Below are 17,222 nucleotides of genomic sequence, written 5' to 3'. Positions count from 1 at the left end.
TAGGCTGCGGACATGAACCTCCACACCGGGCATCCACCGTTGTTGCGAGCCGCCGATTACCAGCCACCGCGCTGGCTGCATAGCCCGCATCTGCAGTCGGGGTTGAGCTCAAGCCCGTGGCGCCTGCGGCATGGCCAGCGCGCGCTGGCAGCGACCGGGGCGGTGACGACCACCCATATCGTCGACGGCGGCGACGGCGTGCGCCTGCAGGGCCTGCACAGTGCGGTGCCGGGGGTCACGCCCTGCGGCTTGGCTTTGCTGTTGCACGGCTGGGAAGGCAGCACCGAGTCCAGTTACATGCGCACCACCGCGGCGCAGTTGCTCGCGCGCGGCTTCGAGGTGTTCCGCCTCAACTTCCGCGATCACGGTGACACCCATCACCTCAATGAGGAAGTGTTCCACTCCAACCGCCTCGACGAAGTCGTGCACGCGGCGGTCGACGTCGCCAACCGTTTCGCCACGCGCCCGCTGGTGATCGGTGGTTACTCGCTAGGCGGCAATTTCGCCTTGCGCCTGGCGCTGCGCGCACCCGCCGCCGGTCTGTCGGTGGCGCACGTCGCCGCGGTCTGCCCGGCCGTGGATCCCGCGCAGGTCATCGACACGCTGGAAACCGGCTTCGGCCTGTATCACTGGTATTTCCAGCGCAAGTGGGTGCGTTCACTCAAGCGCAAGCGCGAGTTGTTCCCGCAGCGGCACAACTTCGACGACCGTACCCTGGCGTTGAACCTGCGCGAGCTGACCCGCTGGCTGGTCGAGCAATACACCGACTTCGGCACCCTCGACCGCTATTTCGATGGTTACAACATCGCCCACGACCGCCTCGCCGCGCTGACCGTGCCGACCAGCATCCTGACCAGCGAAGACGATCCGGTGATCCCGGTCGGCGATCTGCGGGCGCTGCAGCTGCCGCCTACGGCAACGCTGGAAATCGCCACCCACGGCGGCCACTGCGGCTTCCTCGAAAACATGCATGGCGCCGGTTTCGCCGAACGCTGGGTCGCGGACCGGCTGGCGGCGACGGTCGCAATGTCGTAAACGGCGATCAATACTGTCGCCCCGCCTGAGGAGACAGCACGATGCGGATCTGGAGCGAGAGTTTCGAACATCGCGGACGCATTCCCGCCGAGTTCGCGATGGGCACCCCCGACGGTTTCGGCGGCAATCGCAACCCGCACCTGGCCTGGGACGACGCGCCGGCCAACACGCGTTCGTTCGCGTTGCTGTGCATCGACACCGATGCGCCGACGGACGGCTCCACCGTGGGTCGCGACGACATGGACATCCCCGTCGAGCAACCGCGCGCCGATTTCGTGCACTGGGCGATGGCGGACATCCCCGCGACCACGCATTCGATTGCGACCGGCGCCTGCAGCGACGGCATCAGCCTCAAAGGCAAGCTCAATCCACCCGGGCCGCCGGGCTCGCGCCAGGGCCTTAACGACTACACCGGCTGGTTCGCCGGCGATGACGCCATGGGGGGCGACTACTACGGCTACGACGGCCCCTACCCGCCCTCCAACGACCTGCGCCTGCACCGCTACTTCTTCCGCCTGTTCGCGCTCGACGTCGAACGCCTCGACCTGCCGCAGCGTTTCACCGCTGCCGACGTGTTCCATGCGATGAACACGCATGTGCTGGCCGAAGCCGCGATCTACGGCACGTATTCGCTGCACCCGCAGGTCGCTGGTTGAGCGCGGTGTCGCGTGTCGAAGTGGATGGCGGGCAGACGCGCACGCTCTAGTTGCGAGGCTCGGGTGTGACGATCTCGCTCTCGATCACCATGTCGAGCACGTAGGCGACCGACGGCGCATCGGCCGGCGGGTTCCGGAGATCGAAGCGTTTCACGCGCAACACGTTGCGCTCGCCGGCGTGGTGCTCGTAGCCCTCGATCTGCTGATACAGCGGTTGCCACTGCGCTGACGGCGTGGCGGCGATGCCCTGCGCGTCGTACTGGCGCTCGCGCGCCTGCAGGCATTGCTTGTCCGGGATCAACGGATGCGCGCAGGGAACGCGTTGCGCGGCCACTTCCAGGAACATGGTCTCGCCCGGCCCGCCATAACGGGTTTCTGCGGTCGGCACGCCTGCGAACGCAAGCCGGTCGCCATTTGCGGCGACCAGCGACAAGCGCGGCGCGGCATCGTCGCCTTCGACGCGACTCTGCAGTTCGCCGTGCAAGCGCGCGCCGATGGCGCTGTCCATGTCCATCAGCCGTTGGTCGCTGCAGGCCATCTCCGTCTGCACCATCGCGCCAACGTTGAGCGTGTCGCGCTCCTGGAGATAGCTGCCGCTCATGCGGTTGCAACCACCGCTGACGCTGACGCGACCGTCGTCGAACAACAGGCGCAACTGGTGCCCGGCGTCCGGTTGCAGCGCGACGATCGGCTGCCCTGCCCGATCCGTCGCGCTGGTCAGGTGCCAGTGGAAGCCACTCAGCGAAGGCTGGTCCGCGTCGGCGGTCGGCGAGGCGGCGCAGGCGCCGAGCATCACGGCGAACACCGATACGACGAACGTTTTCATGGCGAACCCTCAGTGACCGGCCGGTACCCACCATAGCAATGCAGCACCGAGCACGAAGCGATAGATCGCGAATGCCGTGAAGCGGTGGCTCTGGATGTAGTGCAACAGCCATTTCACTGCGACAAAGGCGGTGAACGCCGAAGCGGTGAAGGCGATCGCGAGCAGTCCCCAATCCTCGTGCGCGGCCTGGCCATTGCCGAGCACGTCGAGCAGTTCGTAACCGGTGGCGGCGAACATGGTCGGGATGCCGACGAGGAAGGCAAACTCGGTCGCGGCGGCGCGGTTGGTGACGCCGAACAGCAACGCGACGAAGATCGTGGTCGCCGAGCGCGACGTTCCGGGGAACACGCCGGCGACAACCTGGGCGATGCCGACAAGCGTCGCAACGCTCCAGGTGACATGGCTGCGTTCGCCGAGTGCGGTCGCGCGTTTCGCGGCGAAATGTTCGGCCGCGAGCATCCACACGCCACCCAGCACCAGCGCCCAGGCGATCGGTGTGACCGCAGTGGGCAGCTCGAACCCGAGCTTCTTCACCGCGACGCCGAGGACGGCGGTGACGCCGAACGCCAACGCCAGCTTGTACGCGTAATCGCGCGGCGCTTGTCCGTACACGCCGGTTGAAGCCGCAGGCACGTCGCCCCGATGCAGGAAGCTCATCGCCAGTTGCCACAGGCGCTCGCGGTAGATCAGCACCACCGCGAGGATGGCGCCAGCCTGGATCGCGATGTTGAACAGGTCGCTGCGGTGCCCGAGCCAGCGCTCGGCGATCAGCAGGTGGCCGGTGCTGGAGATCGGCAGGAATTCGGTGATGCCTTCGATGATGCCGAGCAGCAGCGCGGCGAGCAGGTCGGTCATGCGGGTGACGAGGATGGAGAGTGAACAGGGGCCAGCATAGCCGAAGGCAGTCCCGCACCAGATTGGTGCTTAAGCCGAGTTGGGCCGCACCGCAATCGTGCAACTCTGCGGCTTCGAAGCAAAGTTTCCACGCAAAATCAATAAGTTGCCAAGTCGAGAAACCTGGCACGCGACTTGCTTTAAGCAAGGCAACCCATCCACTCCAACCTTTGAGGCCGACCCATGTCGCTCGAACACGTAGAAAAGCTCATCAAGGACCACAAGGTCGAATTCGTCGACCTGCGCTTCGCCGACATGCGCGGCGTGCAGCACCACGTGACCTTCCCGAAGTCGATCGTCGATGCCTCGCTGTTCGAGGACGGCAAGATGTTCGACGGCTCGTCGATCAGCGGCTGGAAGGGCATCAACGAGTCCGACATGGTGCTGCTGCCCGATCCCAGCACCGCGTTCCTGGATCCGTTCACCGCCGATCCGACCATCGTGCTGACCTGCGACATCCTCGACCCGGCCACCATGCAGGCCTACTCGCGCGATCCGCGCGGCGTCGCCAAGCGCGCCGAAGCGTACCTGAAGTCCACCGGCATCGCCGACCAGGCCTTCTTCGGCCCGGAACCCGAGTTCTTCATCTTCGACTCCGTGCGTTTCGCCAATGAAATGGGCCACACCTTCTTCCACATCGATTCGGAAGAAGCGCACTGGAACTCCGGCCGCGAATACGAAGGCGGCAACACCGGCTACCGGCCGATGGTGAAAGGTGGTTACTTCCCGGTCGCGCCGCTGGACTCGCTGCACGACATCCGCGCCGAGATGTGCAAGACGCTGGAGCAGGTTGGCATCGAAGTCGAAGTGCACCACCACGAAGTGGCGAACGCGGGCCAGTGCGAAATCGGCACCAAGTTCAACTCGCTGGTGCAGAAGGCCGACGAGCTGCTGACGATGAAGTACATCATCAAGAACGTCGCCCACCGCAACGGCAAGACCGCGACTTTCATGCCGAAACCCATCGTCGGCGACAACGGCAGCGGCATGCACGTGCACCAGTCGCTGGCCAAGGGCGGCACCAACCTGTTCTCCGGCGACGGCTACGGCGGCTTGTCGCAGATGGCGCTGTGGTACATCGGCGGCATCTTCAAGCATGCACGCGCGATCAACGCGTTCGCGAACTCCACCACCAACTCGTACAAGCGCCTGGTGCCGGGCTTCGAAGCGCCGGTGATGCTGGCGTACTCGGCGCGCAACCGCTCCGCGTCGTGCCGCATTCCGTACGTGGCCAATCCGAAGGCGCGCCGCATCGAGATCCGTTTCCCGGATCCGATGAACACCGGCTACCTGACCTTCGCCGCGCTGATGATGGCCGGCCTCGACGGCATCAAGAACCAGATCGATCCGGGCGCGCCGAGCGACAAGGACCTGTACGACCTGCCGCCGGAAGAAGAGAAGAACATCCCGACCGTGTGCCACTCGCTCGACCAGGCACTGGAAGCGCTGGACAAGGATCGCGACTTCCTCAAGGCCGGCGGCGTGTTTACCGACGACTTCATCGACGGCTACATCGCGCTGAAGATGCAGGAAGTCACGCGCTTCCGCGCGGCGACGCACCCGCTCGAGTACCAGATGTACTACACGATCTAAGCATTACTCCCTCCCTTTCGCCGCAGGCGAAGGGGAGGGTTGGGGAGGGGTGCTTTTGCTGTCGCTTTGTATCGATCCGAACAAAGCCAAGGCCACAGCAAAAGCACCCCCTCCCAACCTCCCCCTTTTTGCTTCGCAAAAAAGGGGAGGAGCAAAAAGCATCACCAATAAAAATTTAGAAATCGCAGGAGTTGAATCACGCCGCAAGGCACGCAGCCCGGCCGCAAAGGACCTGCACCGCGCCGCAACGCAACGAACAGTGACCGGGGAGGGCTACCACTTATGAGGAGCTCGCGTCATGTCGTCCAAGAAAAAGGCAGTTGCACTATCCGTTTCACTCGCGCTCGTCGGCATGGGGATGACGGCGGTGCAGGCTGGTACTACTGACAATGCGGAAGAGGGCCCGCCGAATCCCAGCGCGCCCGCACCCAGCACGAGTGGTGGAGTTGCCGGTACCGTGTCGCTCACCAGCGACTATGTGTTCCGCGGCATTTCGCAGACTGATCAGGACCCTGCCGTACAGGGCGGCATCGAATACGCCGCCGACAGCGGCTTCTACATCGGTGCATGGGGCAGCAACATCAGTTGGTTGTCGGACCTCTCATCCGACGCGGCACCGATTTCCAGCAGCCTGGAGTTCGATGCCTATGGCGGTTATCGCGGCAAGTTCAGCGACAGCGTCGGCTTCGACGTTGGCGCGCTGTACTACTACTACCCGGGCGAGTTCCCGGACGGCTTCAACAGCGCCAACACCGGCGAGGTCTACGCCGGCATCACCGTGGGCCCCGCTTCTAGCAGCCCGCTCAGCGTCAAGTACTTCTACTCACTCACCGACCTCTTCGGTTACGTCGATTCCGACGGTAGCGGCTATCTCGATCTCGCCGTCAACTGGACGTTCACGCCTGGCTGGACGCTCAACGCGCATGGCGGCAAGCAGTGGATCGAGAACAACGAGGCGTTCGAGTACACCGACTGGAAGCTCGGCGTGACCAAGGCCTTCGACAGCGGCTTCTCCATCGCCGCCGCTTACAGCGACACCGACACGGATGAAGCGCTGTACACCAATCCGCATGGCAACTACATCGGCGACTCGACGTTCACGCTCACTTTCGCCAAGGCGTTCTGAGGAGAGGACATGAAACTGATCATCGCGATCATCCGCCCGTTCAAGCTCGACGAGGTGCGCGAGGCGCTCACCGAAGTCGGCGTCTCGGGCATCACCGTCACCGAGGTCAAGGGCTTCGGCCGGCAGAAAGGCCACACCGAGTTGTATCGCGGTGCCGAGTACGTGGTCGACTTCCTGCCGAAGCTGAAGGTCGAATGCGCCGTGCCGGAAGCACTGCTCGACGCGGCACTGGAGGCGATCCAGACCGCCGCGAAAACCGGCAAGGTCGGCGACGGCAAGATCTTCGTGCTGCCGGTCGAGCAGACGGTGCGCATCCGCACCGGCGAGCTCGACGACGATGCCCTCTAACCCTGCGAGATTCGATATGAACACGACAATGATCGAAACCCGCGCGTGCGGGGAACTGGGACGCAAGCTTGCGTTGGGCGTCGCGCCCATCGCGGCGTTGTTCGCCTCGGCGAATGCGTTTGCGCAAGAAGCCGCCGCGGCCGCTGCACCTGCCGTACCGGTCGCGGACAAGGGCGACACCGCGTGGTTGCTGGTGTGTTCGGCACTGGTGATCTTCATGACCTTGCCGGGACTCGCGTTGTTCTACGGCGGCCTGGTGCGCAGCAAGAACGTGCTGTCGGTATTGATGCAGTGCCTGCTGGTGTTCTCGCTGGTGACGGTGCTGTGGGTGCTGTACGGCTACTCGCTGGCGTTCACCACCGGCAATCCCTTCATCGGCGGTTGGGACCGCTTGTTCGCCGCGGGGCTGACCAGCAGTGCGATGGCCGCGACGTTCACCAAGGGCGTGTACGTGCCCGAGCTGGCGTTCTTCGTGTTCCAGGGCGCATTCGCCTGCATCACGTGCGCACTGATCATCGGCGCGTTCGCCGAGCGGGTGAAGTTCGCCGGCGTGCTGTTGTTCACGGTGCTGTGGTTCACCTTCGCCTACGCACCGATGGCGCACATGGTGTGGTTCTTCCCGGGGCCGGACGCGTTCACCAGCAACGAAGCGGTGCCGGGCGTACTGGCACAGTCGGGCTACCTGTTCGCGAAAGGCGCGCTCGACTTCGCCGGCGGCACCGTGGTGCACATCAATGCCGCGGTCGCGGGCCTGGTCGGCGCTTACGTGATCGGCAAACGCGTCGGTTACGGGCGCGAGGCGATCAAGCCGCACAACCTCACGCAGACGATGGTAGGCGCGTCGATCCTGTGGGTGGGCTGGTTCGGCTTCAACGCCGGCTCCGCATTGGAAGCGAATGCGGTCGCGGCGCAGGCCTTCGTCAACACCTTCCTCGCCACCTCTGCGGCAGTCCTCGGCTGGACTGCGGTGGAATGGATCGGCAAGGGCAAGCCGTCGATGCTGGGTGCCGCATCGGGTGCGGTCGCGGGATTGGTCGCGATCACGCCGGCCGCCGGCTTCGTCGGCCTGTGCGGCGCTTTGGTGATCGGTGCGCTCGCGGGCGTGGTCTGCCTGTGGGGCGTGAGCGGCCTGAAGCGGTTGCTCGGCGCCGACGACGCGCTTGACGTGTTCGGCGTGCACGGCATCGGCGGCATCCTCGGCGCGCTGCTGACCGGCGTGTTCGCGGCACCGTCGCTGGGTGGCAGCGGCATCTGGGATTACGTCACCGAAACCGCGCTGCCGGAGTACTCGATCGCCTCGCAAGTCTGGATCCAGCTGCAGGGCGTGCTGGTGACGGTGGCGCTGTCGGGCGTGGTCGCGCTGGTGGCCTTCCTGATCGTGAAGTACACCGTCGGCCTGCGCGTGCCGGAGGAAGCCGAACGCGAGGGGCTCGACATTGCTTCGCATGGCGAAGCGGCGTACGAAAGCTGAGTTGTCGCTTTGGCTGTATCGAGAAACCCCGGCTTCGGCCGGGGTTTCTGGTTTTGCGAACATGAAGTCGATTGGAATGACGCCTACTTCGTGTAGCCGGTCAGCGCGCGTTGCGAATCGATCCGCACATGCCTGCGCAGGAACGCCTCCAGTTCCGGCGACGCGGGCGTGACGCCACCGCCGAAGTGTCGATGCGCCGCGTGCTCCAGCAGAAACAGCCAGGCCTCGGCATTGAGAAGCTGCTGCGGGTTATGGCCGGTCTCGGGGTCGATCAGCAGCGTGAGCTGCTTGCCGTGACGCTGCGCCTCGCCGGCGTAATGAACCACGCTCTTGATCGGCACCCGATCGTCCTTCGCGCCGGCCCAGAGATAGACCGGCACGCGCAGCTTCGACACCGATGCCAGAGGCGACTCGCGCTGCATCTTCTGCCGCCACGCCGCGTCAGCGAACGGCAGACCGTGTTGCGGAAAGCCTAGCGCGACCGGCGGGCCTTCGCTACGCAGCGCCTCGCTTTCGTTATCGACCTGCCACTGCTTCATCCAGCCGTAGTCCGTCCCCGCAGCACCTGCGAAGGCGAAGCGGAAGCGAGTCGGATAGTGGCTGACGGCCAGCAGGCTCGCATAGCCACCGAAGGAATGCCCCATCACCGCCTGCCGGTCGCGATGGCCGATGCCTTGCGCCAGAAGAAAATCCAAACCGTCGATGACATCCTTGAGGACGCGGCCGTTGCCGACATCGCCTTGCGCGGCCCGGGTATAGCGCAGGCCGTAACCGGTCGAGGCGCGAAAATTAGGCAGGAACACCACGTAGCCGCGATTGGCCAACAACTGCATGCGCGCGTCGTAGTTGTCTTCGAGTCTGCCGAACGGCCCGCCATGCACCCAGGCAAGGAGCGGCGCCTTGGCGAGTTCGACGCCACGCGGCAGATAGACATAGCCGTGCAGCAGCATGCCGTCACTGGCACGCCAGCTGACCGCCTGCGCCGTCGTCAAGTATTGCGTGTGTGGCATCTTCAACGCGGCATCATCGCGTGCGAACAGCGGATGCAGACGATCGCGCCCCGGCTGATAGAGGAAGTGGCGCGCGATGGGCCAGTTGGCCTGCTGTGCGCGCACCAACCACACGCGGCCATTGGCCGAGGGCGACAACTGCAGATTGGCTTCCGGCAGGCGCCGTTGCAGCGTGTCCAGATGCGCCTGCGCGCCATTGCCGTACCAATGGCGCCGGTCGCGATAGTACGCAATCGCCTGCCAGTCCTCGCGCATCGCGTTCCAAAGCAAGGCATCGGCATCTGCGATGCCGGCCGGATCGCGATGCTCCGTCTGCCAGCGGCCAGTACTCGCCTGCCAGCGCCGCAGTGCAAGCTTGTCTTCGCCGAAGTGAGCGAGCACCCACAGCTCATTGCGCTGCGCGTTATGGCCGACGAGATCGCAGCTCTCGATCCCGACGCAGCGGGCGAGCTCGCGCACGCCGTTCGCTGTGTATTGCCGGATGACGGTGTCATAGCGAGGGCCGTCATAGGCAGCGGCGAAGGCCAGGCGGCCGTCCCCGGTCAACAGCACCTTGCGCAGGGGAAGCGCGGACTCGTGCAATGGCCGGGTCTTGCCGCTGACATCGACCAGCAGATAGCGATACCGCGTTGCGCCGTTCCGCCGGATCTCTTCGCTGATCAGCGCATATGCCGGCTCACGTGGGTCGACGCCCCAATAACGTTGCTTGCGCGCGCTGTCCCACTTGAAGATGCGCCTGGCCTTGCGATCGGCGCTATCGACCACGGCGAGACCTTGCTCATCGGCCAGCCATAGGCGACGACCATCCCCCGACCACGCGTGCTCGACGCCGCGCACATCGGGGAGAATCCGGAATCGTTTGCCGGTGGCAACCTCCTGCAGCCACACATCGGTGCGATCTTCGCGACGCCTGAGGAACGAGAGATAGCGTCCATCCGGTGCGAGCCGCACGATGCCGATCTCGGGTTGGCGGATCAGCAGTTCCCGCGAGATCAGCGGCGGCCGGGATTGCGTCGCCGCCCGCTGCTTGGCCTGTTGCAGCGCGTCGCGCGTTGCCGCCACCGGATCGGCGGCGAAGCACGGGCCGCTGAGTAGCACGGCCAGCGCCGCTCCCAGCATTTGCATGGGCAAGCCTCTGGCTTGCCAGCCGATCTTCGACACTGGCATTGCGGTTCTCCGAAAGAGGTTCCTGCGTGCGCAGCCGAAGTTGCGCACGCGATGCAGGGCTAACGCCGAGGTGCGCGCGGCTCCAGGCACATCAGGCTCAGGAACGCAGGCAGGCTGAGCGCGGCGCAACTGGCCAGCCACAGGTGTCGTCGTGCCGCACTGATCGGTGCGCCGCGCAGCCACCAATAACCCAACGCCAGCGAGAGCAACATCAGCGCTGCGGCCACCGGATAGAACACGCGCACTTCGGGCAGCGGTGCGAGTTTCGGCGGCTGCGTCAGTCCCTTGTCGAGCACGCTCCCCGGCCATCGACCCAGCGTGTACAGCAGCGGAGACAGCCACCACGACGTTTTTGGTACCGCGATGGAACCGCCCAGCACGATCTGGACACCGCCTAGATCGCGGCGTTCTCCCACTACCTTGGTCTCGCCATCGGCGCCGACGTACACGACCTGCTGCCAGGGCGCTACCAGGCGTTCGAATCCATCGAATTCCGGGCCCGGGTAATAGAAGAGCGAGACCAGCCACCCGTCCAGAAGCTCGACGACGCTCACCGTGACCGGCTGTTCGTTGTCGCTCGCCGTTGCGAGCTGCCAGTCGAGCAGCGGTGGTGAGTCAGGCGAGGACGTCCGCCAATCCGAGCGATAGGCAAGCACGCGCTTATTGGTCAGCACCAGTGTTCGATTCAGGGCGCGTACCGGACGGCCGACGAACCGCTCGCCCGGCGGCAATCGCACGAGTGCGTGCTGACGCTGGGTGGTGTCATCGATGGCGTACAACGTATTGGCCGTCATGCCGAAGGTGGGGATCTGCGCGAACGACTGCGTCGTACCCGCACCAGCCGTACCCCACCAGCCGCGGTCGACGCCGGTCTTGGGGTCGCGGCCATGGAACATCATCCGATCATGGCTGAAGGTCCATTCGACATTGCGCTTCTCGTCCCACCAGCGCGCGCTGAGATTGCTGATCTGGTGACGCACGGGAAAGCGCTCGATGTCGGGCATGACCTCGGCAACGTCCAGGAGCGGCAATTGTTGACGCCACGCGGCTGCGCGCGGATCACGACTGCCTGCCAGACCCTTGATCACGAAGTCCTGACTCATCGAACGCATCTGTGCTTCCGCATCAGGATCCGTGGTCAACACCGTCTTTCCGGGATAGCTGGTCTTCACCAGATCGGCGACTTCGAAGGTCACCTTGCTCAGCTGAAACACCAGCAAAAAGAAGCCCAGCTGCAACGGCAGCGCGGAAAGCAGCAGCACACTCGGCCGCGCAATCGGCGCTTCGCGGTCGGCGCGGAAGCCCTGCATGGCGATCCAGGCCAGCCAGCCGAGGCAGACGAAGGCCGGCAGCAGCAACGCCCATGCCGAAGCCAGATGCATCGCCAGCAACACCGGCGCGATCAACACCATCACCGTCGCCTTGTGCCGACTGACGCAGGCAAGCGTGCCGGCCAGCCACGCCATCATCGTGAATGCCATCGCGTAAACCAGCGCGACGTAGTGCCGGCTATCCACTACCTGCGTAGTGAAGATGTCGGTAGCGAGCACGAATACCGACAGCGGAGCCAGCACCGCCACCGCCAACATGGAGAGGGCCGACAACGCCAAGGCCGCGAAGATCCGCGTCGGCGCCAGCGGCCGATGGATCAGCCACAACCATTGGCTGGGCTTGCGATAGCTGCCTATCTGCACCACCGCCAGCGTGAGGCCGAGCAGCATGTAGACGACCAGCATCATCCCCTGATCTTCGTACCCGAGATGCAGCACATTGGTCACGCGCGACAGGAACAGCAGCGAGAGTGCGTGAATCAAGGTGGCAATGAACGTGTGCCGACGGAAGCGGCGCCATTCCGACAAGAAGAGGTCTTTCATGTCATTCCCCTCCTTCCTCTCGCGCCGGCGCCGCATGGCCGCGGGTGAGGAAGGCATTGACGGCGCGATCGAGATTGACCGTGGTGCGGTACTGACGGCGTGCGCCGCGCGCTTCGAGCAGCGCGCCGAAGCCGTCGTCCTGATCCAGCACCAGGCAGTGGAACAGGCCATCGATGCGCTGCGTATGCAGCACACCAGGCAGATCAGCGGGCGCGACAAACGGGAACTCGGCGATCCACAGCTGTACCCGCTCGCAGAACTCGTCCGGCGGGGACATGTGCTTGAGTTCGCCGCGTTCGAGGATGATCAGGTTATCGGCAAGCCGTTCGATCTCCTCCATCTGGTGCGAGCAGTAGATGATCGTGGTGTCGGTGTCATCGACTGAGAACAGCACCGTTTCGAGAAATGCACGTTTGGCGACGACATCCAGGCCCAGCGTCGGTTCGTCGAGGATCAACAGCTCCGGTCCCTGTGCGAGTGCCATCGCCAGATTCACGCCGGCGCGTTCGCCGCGCGAGAGTTCGGCGATGCGCTGTTCCGGCAGCACATGGAAGTGGCCGACGATGCTCTGGTAACGCGCTTCATCCCATTGGGGATACAGCCGGCGCTGCATCCCGACCACTTCATCGACGCGCAACCAGGCCGGCACGCTGTGCTCCTCGTTGACGAAGCCGATGCGTGCGCGTTCGCGCTCGGTGAGCTTGGTGCAGTCGTGGCCGAGGATGCGGGCGCGCCCGCTGGTCGGTGACTGAAAGCCAAGCAGCACGCGAAACAACGACGACTTCCCCGCGCCGTTGGCACCGACGATGGCGTGGATACGACCGCGCGGAATGCGCAGCGTCAGTTGGTTCAATGCCTTCTTGCGGCCGTAAAGCAGATCGAGCTGATCGGTTTCGATTACGTAGTCCGACACGGCCGGGGAGGGTGGCGCCTCGCTGCGCGGAACCACTTGCAGGTTGGATGCAGGCATGAGGGTTTCTTCAGGCAGAGCGTTTGTTGAGATAAGGGGTCAAGGCGGTACTGACCTGGTCGAGCACGACCTCCAGCGGAAAGTCGAGGCCGACCACTTCAGCGGTGAAGGTCTCCACGGCTAGTCCAAGACGGCGTTCGCGCTCGGTCTCGGAGAGGCGCTGGCGCGGTGTGGCCACGAACAGGCCCAGCCCCTGGCGCGCATCGAGCCAGCCTTCGGCGGTCAGTTCCGTGTAGGCCTTGGCGACCGTCTTGGGGTTGATCGTCAGCTGCAGGGCCAGCCCGCGCACGCTGGGCAGCTGCGCGCCGACCGGCAGTTCGCCACTGGCGATCTGGCGGCGGATGCCATCGGTGATCTGGCGAGTGATCGAGCGCGGGTCGCCCGGACTGACCGGAATGAGCAGAGGAACCGTGCGGGACATGACCGTACCTTCTGTACCGTGTGTGGTGGTACAGAAGGTAATCGCGCCGAACGCAAGCTGTCAAGGGCACGATGAAGAAATCGCACAGCTCCTTTGCGTTGCACTATATTGGTGCAATGTCGCCTGAGCCTTTCGCTGTACTCGATCAACTGACCACGCCAGTGGCCTGGATCGCGGCCGACGGTCGGATCGAGGGCGGCAACCTGGCTTTCGCGCACTGGCTGGGGGTCGGCGGCAAGCGCCTGCCGGGACTGCCGCTGGCGGCGCTCGAACAGGACGGCGATGCGCTCGCGCAGTGGCTGGTGGAAGCGCCGGGGCGCGAATTCGCCAGGCTGCGACGGCTGGCGCTGGCGTTCCCGGGCACCGGGACCTCGCGGTTTGCCGACGTGCTGCTGTCGCAGCGCGACGACGGCGGCTGGTGGCTGGAGGCGCATCCGGTCGAGGAATTCCCCGGCGAAGACCCGGCGCTGGCGTTGCCGCTGGCGCTGTCGGCGGCGTTGAAAGGCCTCGCCCATGAATTGCGCAATCCACTCGCCGGCTTGAAGGGCGCGGCGCAGCTGCTGGCGCGACGCGTCAACGACGATGGACATTCGGACGAAAGCCGGCGCGAACTCACCGGATTGATCGAAGCGGAAGTCGAACGTCTTACCGCGCTGATCGATCGCCTGCTGTCACCGGCACCACCGCGCCCGTTCGAGCCGCTCAACATCCATGCTGTGCTCGAGCGCGTGTTGCGACTCGCCGAAGCCGATGCCGGCTGGGCGGTGCGCCTGTTGCGCGACTATGACCCGAGCCTGCCGGAATTGACCGGCGACAGCGATCGCCTCACGCAAGCGGTGTGGAACCTGGTGCGCAACGCGATCGAAGCCGGCGCCACCAACGTCACCCTGCGCACGCGCGCCGAACACGGATTGCGCATCGGCGAGGAAGCGCACCCGCTGGTGCTGCGCCTGGAGATCAGCGACGACGGCCACGGCGTACCGGAAGAGCTGGCCGAACAGGTGTTCCTGCCGCTGGTCAGTGGTCGCGCCGAAGGCAGCGGGCTTGGCCTGGCGTTGGCGCAGCAGGTGGTGCGCGAACACCGCGGCTCGCTGGCGTATCGCTCGCGACCGGGGCACACCGTGTTCACCGTACTGCTGCCGCTGACGTTGGAAGAGACAGGAGCGACCGATGGCGAATGAAGGCATCCGCATCTGGGTCGTCGACGACGATCGCGCCGTGCGCTTCGTGCTCGCCACTGCGCTGCGCGAAGCCGGTTACGCGGTCGATGGCTTCGAAAACGCCGCCGACGCGCTCGCGGCCCTGCACGCACGCGGCGCGCCCGATTTGCTGTTCACCGACGTGCGCATGCCCGGCGACGGCGGCCTGGTGTTGCTGGAAAAACTCAAGGCCGCGCAGCCGCAACTGCCGGTGATCGTGATGTCCGCCTACACCGACATCGCCAGCACCGCGGGTGCGTTCCGCGGCGGCGCGCATGAATTCCTGTCGAAGCCGTTCAACCTCGACGACGCCGTCGCGCTCGCCGCGCGCGCGCTGCCGCAGGGCGAGCCGCGCGCAGAACTCCGCGATGTTGTCGTCGCTACCGATGCCGCCACCGAATTGATCGGGGACACGCCGGCGATGCGCGCGCTGTTCCGTAGCATCGGCCGGCTCGCGCAAGCGCCGCTGTCGGTGCTGATCACCGGCGAGACCGGCACCGGCAAGGAACTGGTCGCGCGCGCGCTGCATCGCGAATCGCCGCGCGCGCGCAAACCTTTCGTCGCGTTGAACACCGCCGCCATTCCGGCCGAATTACTCGAAAGCGAATTGTTCGGCCACGAAGCCGGCGCGTTCACCGGCGCCAACAAGCGCCATATCGGCCGCTTCGAACAGGCCGATGGCGGCACGCTGTTCCTCGACGAGATCGGCGACATGCCGCTACCGCTGCAGACGCGGCTGCTGCGCGTGCTCGCCGAAGGCGAGTTCTTCCGCGTCGGTGGGCGCGAACTGATCCGCGTCGACGTGCGGGTGATCGCGGCGACGCACCAGGCCCTCGAACAACTGGTCGCCGAAGGCCGCTTCCGCGCCGACCTGCTGCATCGGCTCGACGTGGTGCGCCTGCAATTGCCGGCACTGCGCGAGCGCCGTGACGACGTGCCGCAACTTGCCGAACGTTTCCTTGCCACCGCTGCGCACAAACTCGGCGCGCCGGCCAAGCGCTTCGCCAAGCCCGCGCTCGAACGCCTGCGCGCGCACGCCTGGCCCGGCAACGTGCGCGAGCTGGAAAACCTGTGCTGGCGCCTGGCAGCGTTGGCGCCGGGCGAAACCATCGGCATCGCCGAACTCGATGCCGCCTTCGTGCCCGTCGACGCGACCACGACGGCAGCGGAGTCGTGGGAAGTGGCGCTCGCCGCCTGGGCGCGCGAGCGCCTCGCCGCTGGCGACAGCGACCTGCACGCGGACGCACGCACCCGACTCGACCACGTCCTGCTCGAAGCCGCACTCGCGCACACTGGCGGCCATCGCAGCGAAGCCGCGGCGAAGCTCGGGCTCGGCCGCAACACGCTGACGCGCAAGCTGGGGCCTGGCCGCAAGCGGCACTAGCCGCCGTTTCCCAACTTCATCGCAAGTCAACCGCCAGCGGACTAGTGTGTCCGCGTCGAACCCCAAGGAGCCTGTCATGCGCATCGTTCCCGCCGTCGCGTTCGCACTGCTCGCCGCCGGTTGCGCCAGCGCGCCGCCCGCACCTGCACCGCCACCACCCGCACAGAGCACCGCGCAGGCCGCCACCGTCATGCTCGCCTCGGCCTCCGGCAGCCTGGTCAGCGGCAAGGGGACGCTGCAGCCGATGGGCGACGGCGTGCACCTGCGCGGCACCGTCGGCGGCCTCGCGCCGAACAGCCAGCACGGCATCCACGTGCACGAGAAAGGCGACTGCAGCGCTGTCGACGCGAGCAGCGCCGGCGGCCATTTCAATCCGGGCGCGAGCGCGCACGGCCGTGCCGGCAGCGGCCCGCACCACGCTGGCGACATGGACAACCTCGTCGCCGACGCCGAAGGCGTGGCGCAGATCAACATCCACCTGCATGGCGTCACCCTCGGCGGCGGTGCGGCCAACGACATCGCCGGCCGTGCGCTGGTGGTGCATGCCGCCCCAGATGACTACGCCACGCAACCTGCCGGCAACTCCGGCGCGCGCGTGGCCTGCGGCGTGATCACCGTCACCCGCTGACTGACGCCGCATCCCCATCCTGTAGGAGCGGCTTATAGCCGCGAGCTCTTGCGCTCGCCATCGAGAATAAACTCGCGGCTATAAGCCGCTCCTACACGGGATCCACGCCGCGCCGTTATGCTGTCCCCATGACGCCGCGCATCCGTGAAGCCCAGCCCGCCGACACCGACCTGCTCGCGCAGTGGATGATCGCGATGGCGTGGGAAACCGAACACAAGCACCTCGATCCGGCCACGATCCGCGCCGGCATCGCAGCGGGTATCGCCGATCCGGCCAAGGCGCGTTACTTCGTCGCCATGCAGGATGCGGCCATGGCCGGCCACGAGACGGTAGGCATCCCGGTCGGCACGCTGATGCTCACCACCGAATGGAGCGATTGGCGCAACGGCGACTGGTGGTGGATCCAGAGCGTGTACGTCGCACCCGACCACCGTCGCCAGGGCGTGTACGCTGCGCTGCACCGGCATGCCGAACAACTCGCTCGCGCCACGCCCGGCGTGATCGGGCTGCGCCTGTACGTCGAAAAAGACAACGCCAATGCGCAGCGCACCTATTCCGCACTCGGCATGCACGATGCCGGCTACCGCATCTACGAAGCGGAGTTCTGATCCACTGACGCC

17 protein-coding genes are annotated in these 17,222 nt (G+C 65.7%); 11 read left to right on the top strand and 6 right to left on the bottom strand.

Going from position 1 to position 17,222, the window contains the following annotated elements:
- Nucleotides 1-12: 12 nt before the first annotated feature.
- Together MO486_RS09055 and MO486_RS09050 are read left to right on the top strand one after the other, a co-directional pair.
- Nucleotides 13-1,035: an alpha/beta fold hydrolase gene (locus MO486_RS09055; protein WP_242906500.1), complete on the top strand. Its 1,023-nt coding sequence runs from the start codon at nucleotides 13-15 to the stop codon at nucleotides 1,033-1,035.
- Nucleotides 1,036-1,076: 41 nt separating this feature from the next.
- Nucleotides 1,077-1,691 carry a YbhB/YbcL family Raf kinase inhibitor-like protein gene (locus MO486_RS09050; protein ID WP_242906499.1) on the top strand — a complete coding sequence of 205 codons (615 nt, stop codon included), beginning with the start codon at nucleotides 1,077-1,079 and terminating at the stop codon, nucleotides 1,689-1,691.
- Between the two features lie 46 nt (nucleotides 1,692-1,737).
- Here the strand turns inward: MO486_RS09050 and MO486_RS09045 are convergent, their stop codons facing one another.
- Together MO486_RS09045 and MO486_RS09040 are read right to left on the bottom strand one after the other, a co-directional pair.
- Entirely contained in the window at nucleotides 1,738-2,517 is a 780-nt protein-coding gene (locus tag MO486_RS09045) for an META and DUF4377 domain-containing protein (RefSeq protein WP_242906498.1), read from the bottom strand.
- A gap of 9 nt (nucleotides 2,518-2,526) precedes the next feature.
- Nucleotides 2,527-3,372, bottom strand: a complete 846-nt coding sequence (locus MO486_RS09040) for an undecaprenyl-diphosphate phosphatase (RefSeq protein ID WP_242906492.1) — start codon at nucleotides 3,370-3,372, stop codon at nucleotides 2,527-2,529.
- A gap of 222 nt (nucleotides 3,373-3,594) precedes the next feature.
- Here MO486_RS09040 and glnA point away from each other — a divergent pair, with 222 nt between their 5' ends.
- The 5 genes from glnA to amt are packed head-to-tail and all read left to right on the top strand — an operon-like array spanning nucleotide 3,595 to nucleotide 7,949.
- Nucleotides 3,595-5,004 carry a type I glutamate--ammonia ligase gene (glnA, locus tag MO486_RS09035; RefSeq protein WP_242906490.1) on the top strand — a complete coding sequence of 470 codons (1,410 nt, stop codon included), beginning with the start codon at nucleotides 3,595-3,597 and terminating at the stop codon, nucleotides 5,002-5,004.
- A gap of 49 nt (nucleotides 5,005-5,053) precedes the next feature.
- Nucleotides 5,054-5,290 carry a hypothetical protein gene (locus tag MO486_RS09030; protein WP_242906488.1) on the top strand — a complete coding sequence of 79 codons (237 nt, stop codon included), beginning with the start codon at nucleotides 5,054-5,056 and terminating at the stop codon, nucleotides 5,288-5,290.
- 12 nt (nucleotides 5,291-5,302) lie between these two features.
- Nucleotides 5,303-6,130, top strand: coding sequence for a TorF family putative porin (locus MO486_RS09025; protein ID WP_242906485.1), 828 nt, complete (start codon nucleotides 5,303-5,305; stop codon nucleotides 6,128-6,130).
- A gap of 9 nt (nucleotides 6,131-6,139) precedes the next feature.
- On the top strand, nucleotides 6,140-6,478 hold the full coding sequence (locus tag MO486_RS09020) for a P-II family nitrogen regulator (protein WP_242906483.1): 339 nt from the start codon (nucleotides 6,140-6,142) through the stop codon (nucleotides 6,476-6,478).
- Nucleotides 6,479-6,494: 16 nt separating this feature from the next.
- Entirely contained in the window at nucleotides 6,495-7,949 is a 1,455-nt protein-coding gene (gene amt / locus MO486_RS09015; RefSeq protein ID WP_255746458.1) for an ammonium transporter, read from the top strand.
- 83 nt (nucleotides 7,950-8,032) lie between these two features.
- Here amt and MO486_RS09010 read toward each other — a convergent pair whose 3' ends face one another.
- The 4 genes from MO486_RS09010 to MO486_RS08995 form a co-directional block, all read right to left on the bottom strand.
- Nucleotides 8,033-10,084, bottom strand: a complete 2,052-nt coding sequence (locus MO486_RS09010) for an alpha/beta fold hydrolase (protein ID WP_242906481.1) — start codon at nucleotides 10,082-10,084, stop codon at nucleotides 8,033-8,035.
- A 101-nt stretch (nucleotides 10,085-10,185) separates the two neighbouring features.
- Entirely contained in the window at nucleotides 10,186-12,000 is a 1,815-nt protein-coding gene (locus MO486_RS09005) for a hypothetical protein (RefSeq protein WP_242906479.1), read from the bottom strand.
- A gap of 1 nt (nucleotide 12,001) precedes the next feature.
- Nucleotides 12,002-12,970 (bottom strand): ABC transporter ATP-binding protein, encoded by a 969-nt coding sequence (locus MO486_RS09000; protein WP_242906477.1) that lies wholly within the window; start codon nucleotides 12,968-12,970, stop codon nucleotides 12,002-12,004.
- A 10-nt stretch (nucleotides 12,971-12,980) separates the two neighbouring features.
- Nucleotides 12,981-13,391 carry a GntR family transcriptional regulator gene (locus tag MO486_RS08995; protein WP_242906474.1) on the bottom strand — a complete coding sequence of 137 codons (411 nt, stop codon included), beginning with the start codon at nucleotides 13,389-13,391 and terminating at the stop codon, nucleotides 12,981-12,983.
- 116 nt (nucleotides 13,392-13,507) lie between these two features.
- Here MO486_RS08995 and MO486_RS08990 point away from each other — a divergent pair, with 116 nt between their 5' ends.
- The 4 genes from MO486_RS08990 (at nucleotide 13,508) to MO486_RS08975 (ending at nucleotide 17,210) form a co-directional block, all read left to right on the top strand.
- Nucleotides 13,508-14,572, top strand: coding sequence for an ATP-binding protein (locus MO486_RS08990; RefSeq protein WP_242906465.1), 1,065 nt, complete (start codon nucleotides 13,508-13,510; stop codon nucleotides 14,570-14,572).
- Nucleotides 14,562-15,974 (top strand): nitrogen regulation protein NR(I), encoded by a 1,413-nt coding sequence (ntrC, locus tag MO486_RS08985; protein ID WP_242906464.1) that lies wholly within the window; start codon nucleotides 14,562-14,564, stop codon nucleotides 15,972-15,974. The genes MO486_RS08990 and ntrC overlap by 11 nt, the downstream gene beginning before the upstream one ends.
- Nucleotides 15,975-16,050: 76 nt before the next feature.
- Nucleotides 16,051-16,602, top strand: a complete 552-nt coding sequence (locus tag MO486_RS08980) for a superoxide dismutase family protein (protein ID WP_242906461.1) — start codon at nucleotides 16,051-16,053, stop codon at nucleotides 16,600-16,602.
- Nucleotides 16,603-16,730: 128 nt separating this feature from the next.
- Complete coding sequence (locus tag MO486_RS08975; protein ID WP_242906459.1) at nucleotides 16,731-17,210, top strand: GNAT family N-acetyltransferase; 480 nt, start codon at nucleotides 16,731-16,733, stop codon at nucleotides 17,208-17,210.
- Nucleotides 17,211-17,222 lie beyond the last annotated feature (12 nt).

Source organism: Lysobacter sp. CFH 32150 (genome assembly GCF_022758295.1).
In the GTDB taxonomy this organism is placed as follows: Bacteria; Pseudomonadota; Gammaproteobacteria; order Xanthomonadales; family Xanthomonadaceae; genus CFH-32150.
This window is presented reverse-complemented; position numbering and strand designations above follow the sequence as displayed.